Source organism: Mucilaginibacter pedocola, from assembly GCF_002013915.1.
GTDB lineage: Bacteria > Bacteroidota > Bacteroidia > Sphingobacteriales > Sphingobacteriaceae > Mucilaginibacter > Mucilaginibacter pedocola.
Window position 1 is genome coordinate 53,814 of sequence record NZ_MBTF01000036.1, and the last position, 19,623, is coordinate 73,436.

The following is a 19,623-nucleotide window of genomic DNA, read 5'->3' on the forward strand; positions in this document are numbered from 1 at the left end:
CCGGGCCGGTTTTCAAAAACAATTACGCCGGGTATTTTGCAATGGTTGCCTGAGTGGCGATACAGGCCGGGAGATTTATGCAGAAAATAAATTTAAGGCCGCCCTGCCATCGCTGATTTTCAGCTGCTTAGTGGTGGATAGCAACAAGGCAAAAAATATGCAGGCAAGCGGTACCGACAGCCAATAATTAGCAGTAATTGCCTTTGATGCAAAGCCCGATATGAGCGCACAGCCCATACAAAGCGGCAAATTTTGCCAAATAGCATTGAGCGCATTTATTTGGTTATGGTAGAGGTAAAACGCCGCTTGCGCCAAGCACGATGCCAGGAAAGCCGCCGCTGCGCCTTCGTTCCCAAAGAGCGGTATCAACACCAAATCCAACCCCGCGTTCACCAAAAGTGTGATGACGAAGCCCCGGAGTATCATCTTCATTTCGCCTTTGGCGAAGAAGATGGTCCACAAAAAATTATTGAGGTAGAGGAAGGGGATGCAAAGCGTAAGGATAAAAAAAGTGTTGCTGTTTACCGCGCCGTATTTGCCGTGGGTAACCGCATCCATTACCGGCTGCCAAAGCAGGTTGAGCACCAGTGCGGTAAAAGCGGCAATTATCATTTCTATCCGTATGAGGTATTTAAGCCTTTCCGTATCGGGCATGCCCTGCTTAAACATTTTGGTGAATTTGGGTATCAGCAATGGTGCAATAGCCAGCAAGGGCAGGGTACTCATCTCGAAAACCTTATAGGCAAAGCTGTATTCGGCAAGCTTTACTGCCGATGCCATAATGCCGATAAACACCCAATCGAATCGGGCAATGGCGGAGGTGATAATGTTCACGCCTGTTTGTGGCAATGCCTCGCGCAGCAACGCAAAGTATTTTTGTTTATTAACCAGAATGTGTAAGTGCATACCCGTACCGCGGCTAAAGGCTATGGCGGATATGGTCAGTTCAAGCACATCGCCCGCAATAAAAACAATTACAGCGTTTTGCAGGGAGATAATATGCAGCAGGGCAAGTATCATCAAAGCTATGCTTCTTAAAAGGTTAGATACCACCAGCATCAAGCCCATCAACCGGAAACGCTCCATGCCGCTGGCTGCCTGCTTGAACGGCGTGGAGAAATATATCATCAGTTTACCTGCTCCTATCAGCAGTAACAAGGGATAAACGGCTGCGGTTTGATAGAAGAATATACCGCCTGCCAGTATTAATCCGTAAAATATCAGCCCGGTAAATAGCACATGAAAAATGTAAAGCCCTAATACTTCGGCTGTATTATCCCCAGCTGCAATTTTGCGGATGCTTATCTGGTCGATGCCCAGCGAGAGCAGATTGAAAGCTATCATTAAGATGGCTAATGCGAGGTTCAGTAAGCCGAAATCGTTTTTTGTTAAGCCTGTTGATAGCAGGTAGAAAATAGCCAGCCCCGCCAGTTGGTTTACCACCAGTTGCAGCGTATTGGCAGATAGGTTGCGGAACAGGGTGCTTTTGAATGCCATTAGTATTCAACCGCCAGTTTTTTGGGCAGGGGCTTATCCGAAGGTAAGTATTTCCTGCCTTCAAACAGTTTGAGGTATTGGTATTTCAGCCGGGTGTTTTTATAAAGCATCAGGGCGATGGCAAAACCCTCTTCGCCATCCAAAAATCCCAACCGGAAAATATAACTCATCAAAAAGCAGAATACAGGCGATAGGTACAGCTTGGCAAAGCCTGCTTTTTTGCCGGCATTGGCGTATTTAATGGCGCTTAAACGCGCGTAATGGGTAGCCTTCTTTTCGCACTCGGCAATGTTTTGTACCGAGTAATGGTGCAGGTAACCGCCTATCTTTTTTACCCGGGCATCGGGCGGCAGCACCAGTGTTTCGTGCACCTCCGTTTCCGACCAACGCACTTTCGTACGATTGAACAGCCGCGGGTGATGGTCGCGCCCCCAGGTGCCAAAACGGATAAGCTTATCGCCAAAGTACGACCGGAATTGGATATCATAAACCACGCTGGCATTATCCAACGGTAATTTATGCAGGGTATTGATGAGCTGCACATCGGCTATCTCGTCGGCATCTATGCTTAATACCCAATCGTAGCGCGCCAATGCTATGCCCTTGTTTTTGTTGGCGCCATACCCATCCCAGCCCATTTGGAAGGCCCGGGCACCAAAGGCTTCGGCAATTTTTGTAGTGCCGTCGGTACTGCCATTATCAACCACTACAATATCATTGCTTATAAAATTGGCCATTTTTAAGCATCTGCCCAAAATGGCAGCTTCGTTTTTAGTGATGATGACGATAGAAACAGGTATCATACGAAACAGATAACAGGTAAACATCTGCGGCAGCGCCGGCAGGTTATAAACTATATCGTACCAAAAGCGGCTTGGGTTGCCTCGCTTTTATAAATGCAGGGGCAATAATTGCGGGAGAGCTTTTAGTTGAATATTTAAAGCATTTAAAAACAGTGGTTTAAAAAGTTGTAAAATATTTTTTACATAAACAGGCAACCTTTAGGCTTCGGGCTTCGTGATGTAGGTAGATTAGGTTAAATTTATAGGCATATAGTTTAATACCCCGCATGGGCGACGAAGAGTTACACCAACTGATACGAGGCTGTGTAAAGCAGGACCGGAAATGCCAGAAGATGCTGTATAAAGCATTCTACGGCTTTTCTATGGGTATTTGCCTGCGCTACGCCAACAACCGCGAGGAAGCTGCCGAGGTAATGAACCAGGGCTTTTTAAAGGTATTTACGCATATAGATAGGTTCGATTTGGATAGGCCCTTTAAAGCATGGCTGGGGCGTATAATGATGAACGTATCTATAGATTACTATAGGGCAAACCTTAAAATGGCCTATACCGATGATCTGGATAAGGCAGAACACCTTACCGACGGCCAGTTGGTTGACCGTAACCTGAACTATGAAGACCTGCTGCGTATGGTGCAGCAATTGCCGCAGGCCTACCGTACGGTGTTTAACCTTTTTGCGGTTGATGGATACTCGCACGAGGAGATAGCCGAGATGCTGAACATTAGCACGGGCACCTCTAAATCGAACCTGCACAAGGCAAGGCAAAAACTTAAATTAATGGTATTAAAAGCAGAAGAAGCCGCCAACAACAACAGTAACTACAACCGGGGGATGGGTTATAACCCCATTGTGGCCATGGTAGGCAACGACATTAGGAATGCTTTTTATAATAATGGTATCAGGAGATGAAAGAGGGGGAGGAAGTAGATAAATTATTTAAAAAGCGCCTGGAGGAGCCCGGGAACAACCTCGCCTACAACGAGGATGACTGGGACGCCCTTGAGCAAATGATGGATGCCGGTAAAAAACGCCCCCTTATAGTTTACTGGCTACCCATAGTGAGTGGCATTGCGGCAATGTTGCTGCTGGTTTTGGGCTGGTACCTGTTTAAAGGGCAAACTACCGAAGTGAAACCGGGCGATACTATTGTGAAAGCACCTACAGAGAAAAAGATAAACAACGATACCGCTAGGACTGATGGCATTAAAGCTATTACAGGCGACTCGTTGAACAATGTTGCGGATAACAAAGCGGGGGTTGAGAATTTACAGTTGGACAGCACGCCACTGCATACCCCGGCGGTTGCCGCAGGCAGGCTGCCGGGGCAGAACAATACCGGCACTGCCAAATTAAAGCCGGGTAATGGTATCGATATCCCGCATTTCAATAACAATGTTGCAGCGACTTCTAATATCAATAACGTAGCATCGGCAAATAACAGCAGTAATGTTAATGTTGTTAAAAAAGATACCACGCCGCCTGCTGCCAATAATGTAGCGGTTGTAAAGGTAGATACCGTTCCGCCGGGCAAAGCTAATATGGTGGCACAGCGCGATACTACGCCACCTGCTAAGCTAAATACCGAGGGGCAAAACGCAGCACAGGTTGTTGCTTCGGTAAAACCTAAGGTGAAAACCTTTGGGCCAAACCGGCCGCAATTCGCGCTTAGTGTTATTGCTTCGGGCGATGTTACGGGCGTTAACTCGTTAAGCCAGGGTAAAACAGGCAGCAACTTTGGGGCTATGTTCACGGTAAGCGTAAATAAATGGAGTTTTACAACAGGTGCCATGTATGCTATAAAACCATACGCAACATCTTTTGCCAATTACACAACAGCATATCAGTTTAAAACCGATCCCACCGAGGTGACTGCCGATTGCCGCATGCTGGATATACCGCTTAACGTTGGGTACCGGGTATACCAAAAAGGCAAAAACAAATTCGCGCTGGGTACGGGGCTAACCTCCTACTTTATGCTGCACGAGAATTATAAATATACATACAGCTCTGCGTACGCAAACGGGCCAACCAGTTACCAGGTGCCCAACCCTAAAAACTATTTATTAAGTACAGTTAATTTAAATGCCACTTTCGAGCATCAGGTAAATTCAAAATTCAGTTTGAGTGTGCAACCCTACATGAAACTGCCAATATCGGCAGTGGGGTACAGCAACGTAAACCTGCATACCGCAGGGGTTGCCGTGGGCTTCAACTGGAATATCAATTCATTCACCAAACCAAAGTAACATGAAGTACATCTGCCTTATTTTACTTGCCTGGTTAAGCATCAAAAACCAGGCGAGCCAGGACCTCTATGCCTGTAAAAACGTAAAAGTAAGTTTGTTTTCGAGTGCCCCGCTGGAAGATATCACAGCATCTACCAGCACCGGAACCTCGGTTTACAACCCTGCCACCGGCGATCTGGCCTTTAGCGTAAACATCCGCTCGTTCCAGTTCCCCAAATCGTTAATGCAGGAGCATTTTAACGAGAACTACATGGAAAGCGACAAATACCCTAAAGCCACTTTCAAAGGGAAGATTAAAGAAACCATCGATGTAACTAAAAACGGCACTTACCCGGTAACCGCCACCGGCGACCTGCAGGTGCACGGCGTTACCCAAACCCGCACCATTACCGGCACTGCCGTGGTAAACAATGGCACGGTGAGCCTGTCATCAGAGTTTATGGTAAAATGCGCCGACCATAAAATAGAGATACCCACGCTGGTATTTAAAAAGATAGCCGAAAGCATCAAGATGAATGTATCGGGCACTTACACAGTGGCCAAGAGCAGCTAAAAACCCTACACAAAAACTATACTCCATGAAAAAGCTAATTTTAATTGCGGCCTGCGCTGCGATAAGTACCGGGCTATGCGCGCAAACCAAGCCCGCCGAGAGCAAATCGGCCGCCGATTCCCTGTTGAACAGTATGGATGCCGGTAACACCAAGGCCGAGCCGGTAATTGCCACCTTCAAATCTACAAGGCTTATTTTAGGTGCCACTACCGAAACCGTTAAAAAGAACAACCTTAACTTTTTGGTGATACACCGTTTTGGCGATATAGGCGGCTCGGAAGGCGGGGGTAAAACGCTTTTCGGGCTGGATAATTCGAGCGATATCTACATCGGGTTCGAATACGGCCTAAGCGATAACCTCGATATCGACTTTGGCCGCAGCAAGTACAACCAACAGGTAGACCTGGGGCTGAAATACGCCATGTTGCACCAAACATCAGACGATGCCACACCCTTTGCCATTACGCTTTTGGGCAAAACAGGCGTAAAGGCCTACACCGCCAACCAGGGCGAATTCCCAACTTTTGCCGATAGGCTGGATTATGTAGCGCAGGCCATTATCGCCCGCAAGTTCTCGAGCAACTTCTCGCTGCAATTAACGCCAACTTTTGTGAGGCATAACTCGCCTTTCCCGTTTTTGGCGGGTAACAACCGTGGCTTTTTTGCATTGGGCGCAGCGGGCCGCCTAAAGGTTACCAAGCGCATGGGTATCGTGGTTGATTATGCGCATCCCTTCTCCTCCTTCCGCGACAAAGCAACAGGCGATAATGCCTTTTACGACCCGCTGGGTATAGGTATAGAAATAGAGACCGGTGGCCACGTGTTCACTATTGTGTTCAGCAATACCAAAGCCATTAGCGAGGCCAGCTACCTGGCGGGCAGCCAAAGCGATTGGGGTAAAGGGCAATTCAGGCTGGGCTTTACCATCTCGAGGATGTTCAGTTTCAACAAAAAAGCAAAAGAAGGTAAAACATACTAAATACAACATACCATGGAAAGACAAGAATTTTTAGCAAAGCTGGGTATTACCCTGGCGGCTGTTTGCACCGGATGCAGTTTAGTATCATGCGGCAGCAATCCCAAAAACGAAGACCCTACGCCAACAACCGATGGCAATATATTTACCACCAACCTGGATAGCGAACTACTTAACGTGGGCGATGCCAAAGTATCCAACGGCGTAATTTTAGCACGCACCGCGCCCGGCAACACTGCCGATGCATTTTCGGCCGTACAGGTGGCTTGTACGCATGAAGGAGCGTTTATTAACTATAATAATACTGCAGGGTTATACATATGCCCGCTGCATGGCAGCCGTTTTAGTACTACCGGTAGCGTAGTTCAGGGCCCCGCTGTTAATGCGCTGAAGAAATACAATGTGGTGATTACCGGTACAAGTTTGGCGGTAAGGGCGTAGGGCGATCGTCTTCAACCATAGCGATGGGTTTCAAACCCATCGCTATGGTTAAGCGCAAAAAATAAATGTTTAATTAGGGGGCGGTCCATTTCTGAAAAGAATGGGCCGTTTTTTATTTATTGGCGGGTACATTAATCGGTTACCACAACAATTTTCCCCTTTGCTATATTGCTGTCCATCAAGCGGTGTGCCTCCACTATTTCATCCAACTTAAACACTTTGGCGGTCTTTATTTTTACCATACCTGCTTTTACCTCGCGTACAAAATTTTGGAAATGCTCTGCACTTATGCGTATTTGCCCGCTATCATAAACGGTTAAGTTTACCGCGGCGGGGATAAATTCCATGGGGCTAAATTCCGGTACTGACCATTGTTCGGACAGCATACCCGTCATGCAAACCGAACCTCCAATTGAGGCGCATTGCAACGAATCTTTAAGGGCTAATGTGCCTACCAGTTCTAAAACATGGTTTACGCCTGCGGGGTGCAGGGCTTTTAGTTGCAGCGCAAGTTGTCCATCGTCTATCAAAACTTCGTGTGCGCCGTTTTGCAATAGTGCTTCGCGGCTTTCGGGTTTGCGGGTGGTGGCAATTACCCGCAACCCGGCGTTTTTGGCAAGTTGGGCTGCCAATAGGCCGATCGACGATGTGCCACCGCGTATAAGCAGGCTTTGCCCTTTTTTAATTCTTAGTGCTACATGCAACGAACCATAAACGGTTTGGAACATTTCGGGCAGGGCACCAAGTACTTCCCAGGGCAATACGCTCTCAAAGGGTATAATGATCTGTTTCGGTAGCACGGTGTATTCGGCATAACTGCCGTCGTAGTCCCTACCCATGCCGCCCATAAAGGCGGCTATTTTTTGCCCGGGTTTGTACTCGCCGGAGGCATCGGTAACTACTTCGCCCACACATTCTATGCCCAATATCCGTGGGAACTGCACGCCGGGCGAGTAACCTTTCCGCGTCATCAATTCCGAGCGGTTGAGCCCAAAGGCTTTTACTTTCACCAGTAGCTGCCCCTCGCCGGGAGTGGGTATAGGGCGCTCTTCTATAGCGAAGTTCTCCGGGCCGCCCGCTGTGTAGATCACTGCTGCTTTCATATGTTACTTATTTAAAAAAGGGACGATACTATCCCATACAGCCGGAAAGTTTACCAAAAAGACCGGGTGCGGTGCGTTTGGGATTATACTGAGCTGGCTGTTAGGTATCATTTGATATGCCGCAATTATCGTAGCAAGCGGCGCATTTTGGTCCCGTTCGCCTGCCATTACCAGCACCGGGCATTTAATGATGGCAAATTGTTTTTTGCTTATCTCCATGCTGTTATAAAAATCAGCCAGGTTATCCCAATATACTTGCAGGCGGCCGGGCTGCGGCATTAGAGCGAGTTGTTGTTTCCAATAAGCGCTATCGGCCTTAAATGCCGTTTTGGTATCTAATATCACTTTGCGTAAGCCGGGTGTTTGTTCGCCTGCACCAACGGCTATCAGCTTTTTTACCCGTTGCGGGTACATGCCTGCCACAATGTAGCCAGTGTAAGCACCATCGCTAAAGCCAAGAATGTTCACGCTATCGCGGGTTTCGGCATTTATCACGGCTATTATATCGTTGGCTTTTAATTCGGCAGTAACAGGTAGGCGGCCTATTTCTGATTTGCCGTGCCCGCGGGTGCCAACAGCTATCACGCGGTAGCGTGTGGCAAGGCTATCAATAAACCTCCCCATTTCCTGCATCGAGCCGTACACGCCACCATGCAATACCACAAAGGGCTCACCTTTGCCATAAACTTCGTAATATATTTTGGCATCGCCCGCGTTTGCATATTTGCCCGCGGCCGGGTTGTTGCCGTAGGGTATTCCCCCTGCGGATGGCGTGGTTACCTGCATAAAATGCCGTGGCGGCAAAGGTTTGGTTTGTCCGCTTACATTAAGGCTTATGGCGAGCGTAGCTGACAGTATTAAGGCTTTCATGGCTTAAAACAGTTTTTCGCCCGGTGCTTTTTGTAAACCGGCAAGGTGAAGGTATGGTGCAGTTTGCCCGCGTTGGTGGGTTTGGTGCTCGAAGGCTTTTTCAAAAACTTGCTTACGCGACAGATCGAACCGTCCGAAGAGTTTTATTTGTTCGTTCAGTTTCTCGGGTGTTAACTTTTTCAGGGATGCAATTACAAAATCGTAACTATCTAATACCGATTTAGTGACGCCTGCTTTTGAAACATCTGTTGTTTTTTCTAATGCACCCATCCCGATAGGGCTTGTTTCGCCCGAGGCTGCTGAAGCAAAGCCGTAATTGGTATCGGCCAGGTGGAGCATTTGGGCAGCAAAGCTGCGCATTTCGGGCGTTGGCTTTAGCCCATACGACGCTTCGGGCATAGCATCAAGGTATTCTTTGGTGTAGGCTTTGGCGCGTTCCCAGTCTTTTAAAAGAGCATCGTTCGGCGTTTGTGCTTTGATGGTTGTGCTGCATAAAATGATGCACAATGCGGCAAGTAGTTTTATTGCTTTCATGAGTTTTAATTATGAAAGCAAAGGTCGAGCAGATGGCGCAACTCAACCCATAAGGTATTTTAAGAAATACCCTTAAGATAGTTTAAGAATTAGCTTTGCTGGGTATGCTTTTTGCGAATAGTGCTCAGAAATTCAGGTGTAACGCCGATATAAGATGCTATTTGGGTGTTTGGCAGGCGGTTTGCCAATTTAGGGTATTGTTTCAGGAAAGCCTCATAGCGCTCGTCTGCGGATAGGCTGATGTTTTGTAGCACGCGGTTCTGCAATGCGATATACTTTTGCTCGATAATGACCCGGAAATTATGATCGATGGTGTGGTGGTTAGAGTACAGGTATAAAAGGTCCTGGTGTTTTATTTGCAGCACTTCTGTTGGCTCTACGGCCTCAATGTATAGCAGGCTGGGCTTTTCGTCGTAAAAACTACTTAAGTCTGTAGCCCAATCATTTTCGGCAATAAATTGGATGTTGTGTTCCTTACCGTTCTTATCTACGGCATACATTTTAAGGCAGCCCGAAACCACAAATGAGAAGTGCCGGCACACATCTCCTTGTTGCAATAAAAATTGACGACGTTTTACACGTTTTTGAGTGAGCCGAATAGCAAATGCTTCCTCCTCTGCCGGGCTAAGTGCAAAATAGTTTTTAAAATATGTAGTCAGTTGTTCTATCAAACCTATCAAACCTATCAAACTTACTTATTATCCAGCCGCCCTATAACCTTCTTCCCCAACGCTATTCCCGGCTTCTCAATAAACTTTTCGGATAGTATGGCCAAAAGTGCGGATAGTGTTAAGGTTATTAAAAAGTTGATCACCAAAACGGTAGTTGCATTAAACCTGCCCGAGATGTGAATGCTTATTTCGTTAGACAGCGGGTACGCAAATAAAAAGTGGAAAATATAGATGGAGAATGACAGCTGCCCTATGCGTGCGAGTATGGGAAGATTAAGGCCGGCATGTTTAAAAAAGTTGAACAGGAATGCAAATGACAGGCCTGCTACAAAAATGGTGAGGTTGATGTTGTGCGTAAGCTTGCGCGATAAAATAAGTGCGGCAAAAAATAATACCAGGAACAAAGCCATGCTCACCAAGGGGGGCAGTTTGGTTGGAATAAACTTCTCTAAAAAGAAATAACTTATACCAAGGGCGAAAATGGGCAACTGGTTTATAATAAAAGCAAAAAAGAAGTGGTTGGTAAATACCTCCTCTTTAAAAGCAGCGTAGCAGGTCGCGGTGTAAAGGGTGGCAATTATAAAGGCTGCAAGCGGCAGCAAAAACAGCCATACTACATTTCTAATTTTACTATAGTAGTTAAATATGGCCGGGAACAAGAGGTAGAACAACATCTCGGTGCCAATAGACCAGCCGCCGGGCACAATGCTATTATAGGCCTGCTCTACAAAGCTGTGCAGGAAAACAATATTGAGCAATACAGAGAGCGGCGTATACATTTCTATATGCGACAACGGCCCTTGGCGGTTTAGCAAGGGCGTAAGCGCAACTATAAGGTATATAACTATCCCCGCGTAGTATAGCGGTGCTATCCTGAAAAAGCGGCGAAGGTAAAAATTGCGCACATAATGCTCCTCGCGCCGCGCACTCATCGACCGGCATAAAGTATAGGCCGATAGAAAAAAGAAGAGCTGTACTCCTACCTGCCCGAATATGAGGCGCGCGCGCCAAACCTCGGTAATGTTACGGTCGGTTAGGGCTACGTGGGTTATTACTACCAGTATTACGGCAATGCCCCTCAGCAGGTCGATATGGTTTAGTTTGGAAAGCTCTTTCGACGGAATATTGGCCACAACAGGTGTTTAAGTTATAGCAATTATACTAAAAAGCCCCCACAAATACACGCCGAAATTCCTCATCTGCCTTTACCTCCACACCAGCGGGAACTGCGATATCCGCAACCTTGTACAGCCGTAAGGTATCAAAATAATATCTTCCTCTTTACTGGTTTCCAAACCATACCCAATACTGAAAGGTACCTGCCCCGTCATGTCATTATACAAGCCCCACGATGGCACGCGTTTTCCTTTTGTTTTTAGTTGGATAGGGGCTTTTGCTGCGCTCCATGGGTAGTTGGTCATGGCGGCTGCGTTCTCTACCCGGTATTGGTCTGCCAGTTTATCATCTCCCACAGCTATCAGGGCGTAGTTCCAGGGCGTAGTAGGGTGCACTTCGTTGTAACCTTTGCCATAATCTACCGAATCTTTATCGGTAATTTGTACGTGTTTTACTTCTTCGCCAATTTTGAGCGCATACACAATTGGGCCACGCTCTACCGACATGGAGTTTTCGAACCAGTTGTTTTTGTAGATGTGCATAGGCAGGGTAAGTTCCACCACATCGCCGTTCTTCCACTCGCGGCTCACCTGTACTATCTGGTTGCCCGCAGGCTCTTGCAATACTTTACCGTTTACGCTGATGGTTGCTTTTTTGCACCAGGCAGGTATGCGTAAATGCAACGGGAAAGCTAATTGTTTGGCTTTTGTATTTAGGGTGAACTTAATTACATCGCCAAAGGGATAGGCGGTTTCTTCTTTAAAAGTAACTTCCTTGCCATCGGCTACCACTGCCTTTACATCACTGGGCGAGTACACCAATGCCGCTAAACCATTATCGGGCGTGGCGTACCATAGGTTTTGCGTGAATTTTGGCCAGCCCTGGTGCATGTTAGATGTGCAGCAGGGGTAACCGGTAAGCAAACCGTAGCAAATATCTGTGCCGCTGTGGTTGGTATCAAAGTTGCGGGTTTTGCGGGTGAGCAGCACCTGGTTGGCTTGCTGAAAATATTGCCTGTCTACCCAATTATCGGCCACTTGTGTTGGCAGGGCGTTAAAGGCTATCTTTTCCAAGCGGTCAGCGTAATTTACATCGCCGGTAATTTCTAAAGTGCTTTCCAGCGTGAACATCATCTCCACAGCAGTGCAAAGTTCTGATCCCTGTGTTGGGTTATTGCCGTGCAGGCTTTCGTCGCCACCGTATAGGCCGTGCGCCATTTCATCGTACTTGCGCAGGTCTTTATAGCCTTTAACGATGGCATCCAAATACTTTTGTTCGGGGTGTTGCTGATAGTAAATGATAGGCTCTTTCATGCCCTGAGCCAGGTTTACGCCGTGTATGCTCCCCGCTTCTGATAATAGCGGGGTGTTCAGGAAGGCATCCGTAAAATCAAAGGTTTGTTTGTGCAGCAGGTCGCCAAGCTCTAACAGGAATTTATCGCCGGTAATGTTATACAGCCAGTAAACTACCATCAGGTTATCGCCTGCGCGGTAGCGTGCCCAAAAGGTCCAGTGGTCCAGCGGGTGCGTGGGTAATTCCTTCAACTGGTACTTAAAGTAATTGGTCATGAGGGTTATCACCCGCTTATCGCCGGTGGCCGAGTAATACTGTTTCAGTATTTTCAGCATCACCATTTTTGGCCACCAATCTCCGGTATTATCGCGCTGTATGCCCGGTTCGCCGGGGTAATCTTTTGCCGGGCCAAAGTAGCCATCGGCGCGCTGGCTTTTTATGCTCCACTCCACCCAGGGTTTTACTTTCGCTATCAGCTCTTTATCATCCAAAATATAAGCAAGCGGCAGCAAGCCATCAACCCAGTAAGGGCCGCGTTCCCATTGGTCGCCATCGCCGCCGAGCCAACCGTTGCGGTTACCCATTACCAATGGGTATAGCTTATCCAGGTTGCCTGTTGCGCCATTTTTTTGCCTTACCAGCATTTCGCGCAGCCAGCCTTGCGGCTTAATGGCTCCCAGCGGTAATTCCATATAAGGGTTTTGGCGTAAGGGGGCACGATTAGCTATATAAGCTGTAGCGGTTTTAGGGCTTTGTGCTTTTGCGGCAGGGCAAAACAATGCAGCAATGCACAGGCATATAAAGGGCAGCTTGGTTCTCATTGGGTTTAAGAGGTGTTTGTTTGACAATTATAGTTTATTGCGCCCGCTTTTCAGGAATTTTTGTGCCGCTTTTTTTGGTTAAACCCATTTGCCTGTATTATGTCATAATTAATATAATGTTAAGCCCCGGGGCTGATATTGGCTAATTTTGAGTTTCGTAAATCGCTACCGACCACATGTATAAGTATCTATTTTCTATCATATTCCTTTTAAATATCACAGCCGCATCGGCACAATATAAATGGACCCCAAAAACCGAGAAAGACGGTATTAAAGTTTTTACCAGTATAGTAGAGGGCTCTAAAATAAAAGCCGTAAAAGTAGAGGCCGACCTGGATGCCACACCCGCGCAATTGGTAAAAGTGCTGCTTGATGTAAAAGGTTGTACCGAATGGGTATCGCATACCAAACTGTGCACGCTGGTAAAACAGGTGTCTCCATCAGAATTATATTATTATTCGGAAATTGATGTTCCATGGCCTGTATCTAACCGCGATTTTGTGGCGCACTTAACCGTTCATCAAAACCCCGAAACCAAAGTGGTTACCGTTGATGGCCCCGCAGTGCCGGGTTTTGTACCCGTTAAGGAGGGCATTGTGCGCATAAGCGAATCGAAAGGGGAGTGGATACTAACGCCGCTGGAAAAAGACCGTGTGAGAGTAGTTTATACTTTGCAGGTGAACCCGGGTGGAAGCATCCCGGCATGGCTGATAAACCTGCTGGCTGCCGAGGGGCCTATTAATAGTTTCCAGGGATTAAAGAAGCAGCTTAAGAAACCACAATACGCAGAGGGCGCAAGTTTTATAAAGGATTAAGGCTGGGCTTTTGGTTTAGTGTTGGCCTTTAACATTACCTTCCCTTTTTTGGTAAGAATGCACACCGGCGACCTGTCTTTTTCGGTACCTTTTTCAATATTGATGAGGTTGTAAAGGCGCAGGTCCTGCAGGTCGTCCTTACTTATATTTATTGCCAAGCCTTTTTCAGAAATTACCTTTAGGGCAGCCACTACTTCTTCGTGTTTCATGGTGTTGTGATTTTAGATATCGATACCACAATGTACAAACATTTGCAGGTGTTGCCAAGTTTATCCCGCTTTTAAATTACCCACACTGCCATTAATAAAGCGCTGAGCCGTATTTTTGCAGCACAAGCTATGAAAAAAGTATTCCTCCTCCTGTTACTCTTCCCCATATTTATCAGCCACGCCCAGGTTTTGCGTAAGCGTACCACCAAGCTAATGGGCAGCAAATGGCAGATAACCATTGTGGCTAAAGATTCGATTACGGCTGAGCAAAATATAGATACCTGTATTACCGAAGTTACCCGTATAGAAAACCTGATATCCGACTGGCGCTCCTACAGCCAGGTAGGGCAGCTGAATACAAACGCGGGCATACAGCCCATAAAGGTTGATAAGGAAGTGTTCCAACTTTTTCAGCGTGCACTCCACCTTTCTAAGATCACCAATGGTGCTTTCGATATCAGCTTTGCTGCAATGGATAGGATATGGAAGTTCGATGGCTCTATGACCGCCATGCCAACGCCCGAGGCTATTAAGAAGTCGGTAGAGAAAGTAGGTTATAAAAACATTATTCTCGATAGCGCAAACTCTACCGTGTTTTTAAAACTAAAAGGCATGAAGGTAGGCTTTGGTGCCCTTGGCGAAGGCTACGCTGCCGACCGTTGCCGTGCCATGATGCTGGCTCGGGGTATAAAAGCAGGAATAGTAAATGGCTCGGGCGATATGAGCACCTGGGGCAAACAACCCGACGGCAGCGATTGGAGCATTGGCATCACCAACCCCTTTAAAGAAGATACCATTATTGCCGTAGTATCGCTAAAACAAGGCTCGGTAGTAACATCAGGCAGTTACGAAAAATTTGTAGTGTTTAACGGCAAACGGTATGCCCACATCATTAATCCCGCCACCGGTTACCCGGCAACCGGCCTATGCAGTGCAACCATATTTGGCCCCAGTGCCGAACGGGCCAATGGTTTCAGTACTTCAATGATGGTGTTGGGCGAGGAAGCAGCGCTGAAATTCATTAAACAGTTTCCTGCGTATCGGTATATTATTATCACCGATAAGGGGAAAGTGATTGCATCGAAAGGGGTGGGGCTGAAGAAAAGTAGGGTGAAGTGAGTGAGCTGAACGAAAGGATAGTTTAAAGAGCGCAAAGGCTCGTGCGATTCCCCTCTTGAGAGGGGTGGAGGGGTGTGTTAAGCTTTGTAGGGTAGCTATGCATTGTGCCTAACACATCCCCGCCACCGCTCTTTCCAGCCGCCCCCCTTCTCAAGAAGGGAGTTTGGATGGCTTTGTTCACTCAATAACAATCCGATAATACCTGCCCGTGCGATTGGTAATAGCTAATGCTCTTCCCGGTTTTTTCGCTACTGATAGTTTCCAGCAATTCCATTACATCCTTCTGCATGGCCAGCGAGCCGCATAGCATCAATACAGCACCCTTTTTCAGTGCATCTGCAATAGCATCTGCATCGCGGCCTATCAAATCGCTTACGTATTGTTTTTCGCCTTCGCGCGAGTAGGATACATTGATGCTATTAACTTTTCCACCCGCAGCACATCCCTCTAATAATTCGCGGTACATATTGTACGATGCCTGTTCGCGGAAACCACAGTATAGCGCGCATGGCGTTTTGCTATCGTTTTGGCTCAGCATACCCAGGAATGGTGCAATACCTGTTCCGTTAGATATCATGATAACCTGCGGCGCTTTTGCCGGGAAATGGAAGTGCCCGTTATCTATCACCTTGGCCTTTATCACATCATGAACCGCCAGCCCATGCAAAAAGCCTGAACCTAATCCATTAGGCTGCAGCCTTACGCTTAGGCGTATTTGTCCGGCAACAACGCCGATGGAGTAAAGCCTTTCGCGGTGGTCGTTAGCGGGGTATATGGCCAGCAAGTCGCCCGAGGTTACGCGTTGGCCGCGTTTGGGTTTTAGCTGTATGGTGAATGTGCCGTCGGTTTGCGTGGTGGCTGTATTGGCCATTACTGTAAAGTTTACCAATTTGCTTGGTTTGGCACTTTGCAATTGTGGTAAAACGCTCAACTGTATGCCCGACTGCTGCCCCCAGGCTTCTGCCCATAAAGCAAATTCGTCGGGGTTGCGGTCGTTAACGGTATGGATATCTATCAGCGGCGTGGCCCAGCTTTGATGAGCAAGCAAGTTGTTGGCCTCGTAAGCAAAAGCACAAAAATCGGGGTAAGCGTGCGAGCCAAAGCCCAGTACCGAATAATGTACATCATGCGCTTGAGGGTGCTTGTTCAGCAATGATGCAAATTTGGCGGCATTGGTAGGCGCATCACCCAGCCCGTAAGTGGCCGTAACCACAATAATGTGCTTCGCTTCGGGGAAGGCAGTGTAATTATTCAATTCGGTAATATGCGCGCGCTTATCTGCTTTTATTAATGATTGGTAAATTGCCCTTGCAAAACCAAAAGTACTGCCGTTTTCAGAGCCTACTAAAATAATGTATTCGCTCTCCGCGGCCTTGTATTTGTTTTTGCTGCGGTTGCCTAAGCGTTTAAATGTAATGGCAAAGCCCGAGTAAATAAAGAACAGGATATTGGCTGCCGCAAATGCCAGCACAACCGCCCAAATACCGCTTGCCCGCCCGGTGTGCAAGTCAAGGCTTAGGTTGGTAAGCAAAACCGCCATAGGGTATTTGGTTTCGCCCAGTATTTCGCCGGTTATTTGGTTTACGGCAACCTCGCGGGTCTTTAGTTTCAGTGTGTAGTAATCTTCAGCATCTTCCGAGAAGGGAAACTCTACCGATTCTACATCTGATAGTTTGGTATCCTTAAAAATGGCAAAGTCGGCAGGCTTACCTACGGGCTTATCTTTTATCGAATCAAAATCGATCTTGGGCGATACCTGCTTGGGCACATTAATTAGCCCGAAGCGGGATAGTGATAGATAAGTGCCGCTTAGGGCAATGATAAGTATAGGGATAAGCGACAGCCGGCCCAAAGTTACGTGGTAATACTGCGCAAAGTTATCCTGCGCTATTTTGGTGAAAAAACGCTTTACCCCGCGCTGCCGCTGAATGATAAGTGCCGTGCCCGAAACCGTTATCAGCAATAATAAAAATGCCGTAAGCCCAACAAAAAAACGCCCCACCTCGTGTAGAAAAAGTGACCGGTGCAAACCCGTCACCCACTGGAAAAATTCGTTCTTTTCGCCGGGAGTACCTACAATTTTGCCGCTAATAGGGTCTATGTAAGCATTCAGTTTTTTACCATCGGCATCGGTGCCTTTGGCTAATACAAAATGGTTGGCATCAACAGATATTTCGGTAATATCGGGATAGGTCTTGCGGAGTGCGGGCAGTGTTTGTGCCAGCGTAGTGCCGCTAAAGTTATCGGTACGGTAGGGCTGTAGTTTTTCGGATACGGGCTGGAAGGCAAGGATGATGCCTGTAACGGCCGCGAGGGTGAGCAGTAAAAAAGAAGATACAGCCAGTGCTAAGTGGCTGTATCTCCAAACCGAAATGGTCATAGGCAGATGTAGAGTTAGTTTGCGCTAAAGCGTACGTAGCGGATATATCCTTTTTCCGAGCCTTCGCTTTTTGCAGAAAGGGCTTCGGTGGTTAGCGGTATCTCAATGTCTTTTACTTTGTATTCCTGATCTTCCACAGCGGCTTCGAAACGTATTTTATAGCCTGCGTTTATTTTCGAGTTCTCGATCTCGATAACATTGACGCTGCGGTCGCCGCCGGTTACCGATGCACCGGTAATGGCGCTCAGGTTAGTTGGGTTCTCTTTGTTGAATTTGTTCCACTCCTTAAGGGTTTTGTACCATTTTTTGTCGGAGCCCAATATGTACAGCGTTTTGTCGTAAGCGCCTTTGCTGTCTATCAGCGATATGGCAATGTAAGCGCCTTCGCCCATGTAGTTGGTCATTTGTATCATGCACTTATACTTGGTGGTTTGGGCGAACGAACGAGTAGCGCCGGCCATGGTAAAGGCAAGGGAGAGCAATATAATAGCGGTTAATTTTCGCATGGTTTATTTTAAGAAGTTAACAGATACGTTGTTTTTAGTAAGCGATTCGTTCTCGGCCGCCAAATCGAAAGCGGTTTCTTTAAAGTTGGTTACCGCCTCTTTTTTAGCACCGATAGACAAAAGGTATTTCAGCAGGGCATCGTCTTTAGCAACCAAAGCAGCTTTGTGCAATACCGTCATGCCCTCGGCATTTTTGGCATTCACATCAATACCCAGTGGCTCCAGGCGTTTTAGTAGCGCGATGTCGTTTTTAGCCAAGGCGAGGTGGTAAAGTGTGTTACCGTTTTGCTGAGCGGCAGTAATGTTCAGGCCTTTATCTTTCAGTAATTGCAGCTTGGCATCAAAGTCGGCAGCGTTTGCGGGGCGGTAGCCTTCTACTGCATAATAAGCAAGGTTGTTTCCTGCTTTATCTACAGCTTTAACATCGGCTCCTTTAGTAATCAGCAAACGAACGGCAGCCGGCGAATTACTGCGCAGAGCCATAGCCAATGCCGTTAAGCCTTTTTGGTTGGGCTGGTTTATGTTTTTAACCTTTGGCAGCAGGCTCAACAGGATGGCAGTATCGCGATTGGCGGCAGCAGCATACATAAACGGTGTGTTGCCATCTTCGTCGGCCTGGTTAATGTTAACACCTTTTGCCAAAAAGAATTTGATCACTTCGGCTTGCTCCGGCGCGCGTACTATATAATGTAAAGCGTTGTGCCCGCTTTTATCGGTAGTGGTCATTTTCAACCCAAGGCTATCTAAATATTGATAGATAGGCAAACGCAACGGCGTACCACCACGACGGCCGCCTGCGCCTTGCGCGGTTAGTATTACGGCGTTATCAGTAGGTTTTATACCTTTTTGTATAAGGCCTTTCAGCTTATTGATATCTCCGCTTTTGGCCGCGTAGCTAAATGCGTTGTTACCTGCTTTATCGGTACTGTTCAGGCTAAGGCCTTTTGATATAAAGTAATTTGTTAAGGCAAAGTCTTTATCGCCCGATATGCCTAACAATAATGCGTTGGCACCATCACCGTTTATCTCTTCTTTCAGGTCAACACCATGGGCTATAAACGAGTCGTAAACTTTAGTGTTTAGCTGACCGGTAGCAGCGGCGAATAGTACCGGGTTAGCACCCTGGCTATCTTCAATATCGTTTTTGGCACCTTTGCTGTAGAGGAACTCCATTAATTCCTCGTTGCCTTTGTAAGCCGCCCAGTGCAGGTAGGTGCGGTTATCGTGCGTCAGCTTGGTTACTATGTCGTTTCCCGGCAAGGTAAGCAGGTATTTTATCGACTCATTGGGCGCTTGTGCCAGCATAGCCTGCACCGCCGGATCGAAACTGAACTGGTTCAACTGTGAAGGGCTGTTGCCTTTGGCAATCTCGGCTTTCACGGCCTCTACATCGGGCATGGTTTTCCAGTAGGCCTGGTCTAATAATTTGTTTGCGGGTGCTTGCTGGGCGTTCGCGCCAAGGGCAAACCAGCAGGCAATAAGAGGTAAAAATATCTTTTTCATGCAGCAATGAATGTTAAGCGGAGCGATGCTGCGAAGTTAATAAGAATTAGTCTAAATAAGGATGCGTATTTAAAATTGTTACGTTGACACAAAGCTGCCCTGTTATCCACCGAAAAACAGGGCAGCTTTAAATAAGGTTCGTTTTTACTGTTAGGAACCTAAGGT

At 47.2% G+C, this 19,623-nt stretch carries 19 protein-coding genes; 7 read left to right on the top strand and 12 right to left on the bottom strand.

From position 1 onward, the window contains the following. Nucleotides 1-75: 75 nt before the first annotated feature. Together BC343_RS25115 and BC343_RS25120 are read right to left on the bottom strand one after the other, a co-directional pair. Nucleotides 76-1,497, bottom strand: a complete 1,422-nt coding sequence (locus tag BC343_RS25115; protein WP_078350571.1) for an oligosaccharide flippase family protein — start codon at nt 1,495-1,497, stop codon at nt 76-78. Then, on the bottom strand, nt 1,497-2,300 hold the full coding sequence (locus BC343_RS25120) for a glycosyltransferase family 2 protein (RefSeq protein WP_162276938.1): 804 nt from the start codon (nt 2,298-2,300) through the stop codon (nt 1,497-1,499). The genes BC343_RS25115 and BC343_RS25120 overlap by 1 nt, the downstream gene beginning before the upstream one ends. 266 nt (nt 2,301-2,566) lie before the next feature. Here BC343_RS25120 and BC343_RS25125 point away from each other — a divergent pair, with 266 nt between their 5' ends. The 5 genes from BC343_RS25125 to BC343_RS25145 are packed head-to-tail and all read left to right on the top strand — an operon-like array spanning nt 2,567 to nt 6,518. Next, nucleotides 2,567-3,211 carry an RNA polymerase sigma factor gene (locus BC343_RS25125; RefSeq protein ID WP_078350573.1) on the top strand — a complete coding sequence of 215 codons (645 nt, stop codon included), beginning with the start codon at nt 2,567-2,569 and terminating at the stop codon, nt 3,209-3,211. Next, nucleotides 3,208-4,548, top strand: a complete 1,341-nt coding sequence (locus BC343_RS25130; protein ID WP_078350574.1) for a porin family protein — start codon at nt 3,208-3,210, stop codon at nt 4,546-4,548. The genes BC343_RS25125 and BC343_RS25130 overlap by 4 nt, the downstream gene beginning before the upstream one ends. Nucleotide 4,549: 1 nt before the next feature. Then, nucleotides 4,550-5,101, top strand: a complete 552-nt coding sequence (locus BC343_RS25135; RefSeq protein WP_078350575.1) for a YceI family protein — start codon at nt 4,550-4,552, stop codon at nt 5,099-5,101. A gap of 25 nt (nt 5,102-5,126) precedes the next feature. Beyond that, entirely contained in the window at nt 5,127-6,080 is a 954-nt protein-coding gene (locus BC343_RS25140) for a DUF5777 family beta-barrel protein (RefSeq protein WP_078350576.1), read from the top strand. Between the two features lie 12 nt (nt 6,081-6,092). Beyond that, complete coding sequence (locus BC343_RS25145) at nt 6,093-6,518, top strand: QcrA and Rieske domain-containing protein (RefSeq protein WP_078350577.1); 426 nt, start codon at nt 6,093-6,095, stop codon at nt 6,516-6,518. Nucleotides 6,519-6,649: 131 nt separating this feature from the next. Here the strand turns inward: BC343_RS25145 and BC343_RS25150 are convergent, their stop codons facing one another. The 6 genes from BC343_RS25150 to BC343_RS25175 all read right to left on the bottom strand — a co-directional run bounded on the left by BC343_RS25150 (nt 6,650) and on the right by BC343_RS25175 (nt 12,926). Next, complete coding sequence (locus tag BC343_RS25150; RefSeq protein ID WP_078350578.1) at nt 6,650-7,621, bottom strand: zinc-binding alcohol dehydrogenase family protein; 972 nt, start codon at nt 7,619-7,621, stop codon at nt 6,650-6,652. A 3-nt stretch (nt 7,622-7,624) separates the two neighbouring features. After that, a complete protein-coding gene (locus BC343_RS25155; protein WP_078350579.1) occupies nt 7,625-8,491 on the bottom strand; it encodes an alpha/beta fold hydrolase in 867 nt (288 codons plus the stop codon). Between the two features lie 3 nt (nt 8,492-8,494). Then, a complete protein-coding gene (locus tag BC343_RS25160; RefSeq protein WP_078350580.1) occupies nt 8,495-9,025 on the bottom strand; it encodes a DinB family protein in 531 nt (176 codons plus the stop codon). Nucleotides 9,026-9,114: 89 nt separating this feature from the next. Then, nucleotides 9,115-9,696, bottom strand: coding sequence for a Crp/Fnr family transcriptional regulator (locus BC343_RS25165; protein WP_238381864.1), 582 nt, complete (start codon nt 9,694-9,696; stop codon nt 9,115-9,117). 20 nt (nt 9,697-9,716) lie between these two features. Then, a complete protein-coding gene (locus BC343_RS25170) occupies nt 9,717-10,829 on the bottom strand; it encodes an acyltransferase family protein (protein ID WP_078350581.1) in 1,113 nt (370 codons plus the stop codon). A gap of 72 nt (nt 10,830-10,901) precedes the next feature. Then, nucleotides 10,902-12,926: a beta-L-arabinofuranosidase domain-containing protein gene (locus tag BC343_RS25175; RefSeq protein ID WP_078350582.1), complete on the bottom strand. Its 2,025-nt coding sequence runs from the start codon at nt 12,924-12,926 to the stop codon at nt 10,902-10,904. Between the two features lie 176 nt (nt 12,927-13,102). On the opposite strand from BC343_RS25175, the gene BC343_RS25180 reads away from it, so the two are divergent. After that, on the top strand, nt 13,103-13,741 hold the full coding sequence (locus BC343_RS25180; protein ID WP_078350583.1) for an START domain-containing protein: 639 nt from the start codon (nt 13,103-13,105) through the stop codon (nt 13,739-13,741). Here BC343_RS25180 and BC343_RS25185 read toward each other — a convergent pair. Continuing rightward, on the bottom strand, nt 13,738-13,950 hold the full coding sequence (locus BC343_RS25185) for a hypothetical protein (RefSeq protein WP_078350584.1): 213 nt from the start codon (nt 13,948-13,950) through the stop codon (nt 13,738-13,740). The genes BC343_RS25180 and BC343_RS25185 overlap by 4 nt on opposite strands. A 129-nt stretch (nt 13,951-14,079) precedes the next feature. Between BC343_RS25185 and BC343_RS25190 the strand changes: the two genes are divergently transcribed. Further along, a complete protein-coding gene (locus BC343_RS25190; protein WP_078350585.1) occupies nt 14,080-15,069 on the top strand; it encodes an FAD:protein FMN transferase in 990 nt (329 codons plus the stop codon). Between the two features lie 181 nt (nt 15,070-15,250). Here the strand turns inward: BC343_RS25190 and BC343_RS25195 are convergent, their stop codons facing one another. Genes BC343_RS25195 through BC343_RS25205 form a run of 3 tightly spaced genes read right to left on the bottom strand, consistent with a single transcriptional unit; the run spans nt 15,251 to nt 19,458 of the window. Beyond that, nucleotides 15,251-17,449, bottom strand: a complete 2,199-nt coding sequence (locus BC343_RS25195; RefSeq protein ID WP_078350586.1) for a PepSY domain-containing protein — start codon at nt 17,447-17,449, stop codon at nt 15,251-15,253. A 14-nt stretch (nt 17,450-17,463) separates the two neighbouring features. Continuing rightward, nucleotides 17,464-17,955, bottom strand: a complete 492-nt coding sequence (locus BC343_RS25200; protein WP_078350587.1) for a DUF2271 domain-containing protein — start codon at nt 17,953-17,955, stop codon at nt 17,464-17,466. A gap of 3 nt (nt 17,956-17,958) precedes the next feature. Beyond that, entirely contained in the window at nt 17,959-19,458 is a 1,500-nt protein-coding gene (locus BC343_RS25205; protein ID WP_078350588.1) for an ankyrin repeat domain-containing protein, read from the bottom strand. Between the last annotated feature and the right edge of the window lie 165 nt (nt 19,459-19,623).

What these genes read in the sequence shown, in the direction of transcription:
- BC343_RS25115 (WP_078350571.1), bottom strand. Translation starts at nt 1,497, where the DNA reads ATGGCATTCAAAAGCACCCTGTTCCGCAACCTATCTGCCAATACGCTG.
- BC343_RS25120 (WP_162276938.1), bottom strand. Translation starts at nt 2,300, where the DNA reads ATGATACCTGTTTCTATCGTCATCATCACTAAAAACGAAGCTGCCATT.
- BC343_RS25125 (WP_078350573.1), top strand. Translation starts at nt 2,567, where the DNA reads ATGGGCGACGAAGAGTTACACCAACTGATACGAGGCTGTGTAAAGCAG.
- BC343_RS25130 (WP_078350574.1), top strand. Translation starts at nt 3,208, where the DNA reads ATGAAAGAGGGGGAGGAAGTAGATAAATTATTTAAAAAGCGCCTGGAG.
- BC343_RS25135 (WP_078350575.1), top strand. Translation starts at nt 4,550, where the DNA reads ATGAAGTACATCTGCCTTATTTTACTTGCCTGGTTAAGCATCAAAAAC.
- BC343_RS25140 (WP_078350576.1), top strand. Translation starts at nt 5,127, where the DNA reads ATGAAAAAGCTAATTTTAATTGCGGCCTGCGCTGCGATAAGTACCGGG.
- BC343_RS25145 (WP_078350577.1), top strand. Translation starts at nt 6,093, where the DNA reads ATGGAAAGACAAGAATTTTTAGCAAAGCTGGGTATTACCCTGGCGGCT.
- BC343_RS25150 (WP_078350578.1), bottom strand. Translation starts at nt 7,621, where the DNA reads ATGAAAGCAGCAGTGATCTACACAGCGGGCGGCCCGGAGAACTTCGCT.
- BC343_RS25155 (WP_078350579.1), bottom strand. Translation starts at nt 8,491, where the DNA reads ATGAAAGCCTTAATACTGTCAGCTACGCTCGCCATAAGCCTTAATGTA.
- BC343_RS25160 (WP_078350580.1), bottom strand. Translation starts at nt 9,025, where the DNA reads ATGAAAGCAATAAAACTACTTGCCGCATTGTGCATCATTTTATGCAGC.
- BC343_RS25175 (WP_078350582.1), bottom strand. Translation starts at nt 12,926, where the DNA reads ATGAGAACCAAGCTGCCCTTTATATGCCTGTGCATTGCTGCATTGTTT.
- BC343_RS25180 (WP_078350583.1), top strand. Translation starts at nt 13,103, where the DNA reads ATGTATAAGTATCTATTTTCTATCATATTCCTTTTAAATATCACAGCC.
- BC343_RS25185 (WP_078350584.1), bottom strand. Translation starts at nt 13,950, where the DNA reads ATGAAACACGAAGAAGTAGTGGCTGCCCTAAAGGTAATTTCTGAAAAA.
- BC343_RS25190 (WP_078350585.1), top strand. Translation starts at nt 14,080, where the DNA reads ATGAAAAAAGTATTCCTCCTCCTGTTACTCTTCCCCATATTTATCAGC.
- BC343_RS25195 (WP_078350586.1), bottom strand. Translation starts at nt 17,449, where the DNA reads ATGACCATTTCGGTTTGGAGATACAGCCACTTAGCACTGGCTGTATCT.
- BC343_RS25200 (WP_078350587.1), bottom strand. Translation starts at nt 17,955, where the DNA reads ATGCGAAAATTAACCGCTATTATATTGCTCTCCCTTGCCTTTACCATG.
- BC343_RS25205 (WP_078350588.1), bottom strand. Translation starts at nt 19,458, where the DNA reads ATGAAAAAGATATTTTTACCTCTTATTGCCTGCTGGTTTGCCCTTGGC.